The sequence below is a fragment of the Corynebacterium sp. HMSC072A04 genome, assembly GCF_001809235.1.
Classification (GTDB): domain Bacteria; phylum Actinomycetota; class Actinomycetes; order Mycobacteriales; family Mycobacteriaceae; genus Corynebacterium; species Corynebacterium hiratae.
Genome location: NZ_KV796758.1, coordinates 1 through 463, shown reverse-complemented (window position 1 = coordinate 463; position 463 = coordinate 1). Strand labels below are relative to the sequence as shown.

At 59.6% G+C, this 463-nt stretch carries 1 pseudogene; it reads left to right on the top strand.

Annotated elements, in window-relative coordinates:
• Positions 1–143: 143 nt before the first annotated feature.
• Positions 144–463 (top strand): annotated as a pseudogene (locus tag HMPREF2565_RS03750) (IS21 family transposase); the annotation flags it as partial.

The following is a 463-nucleotide window of genomic DNA, read 5'->3' as shown; positions in this document are numbered from 1 at the left end:
TGTTGCGACCGGCTATTTGGTAGCAGTGTCGTGACTATCCGGTAGCGCTTCAGTGAGTATCTGGTAGCAGCTCAGGGCGCTCGGGATGATACTTCCGGTAGCCGCACCACTCGGGTGCGGCGCGTACTGGAAGGAGTCCGCTTATGCCGGATTACCGTGCGGTGATGACGCTGCTGATTAGGAAGCGTTCTTACCGCCAGATTGAAGACCAACTCGGGTGCTCGCACCGCGCGATTTCCCGAGCGAACCAAGCGCTGCGAAGCCTTGGCCTAACCACTGCCCAGCAGGTCGCGGCGCTGACGAATGACGAGCTGGACGAGATATTCGTTGACAAACGCACCAGCGGGCAAGGCGAATTCGTCCCGATTGACTTTGACGCGGTCGTCAAAGCACGCACAGGGCGTGTGAAGCAAACACTGCAAGTATTGTGGGCTCGCTACACCACCAACCCCGCCCAGCCGGG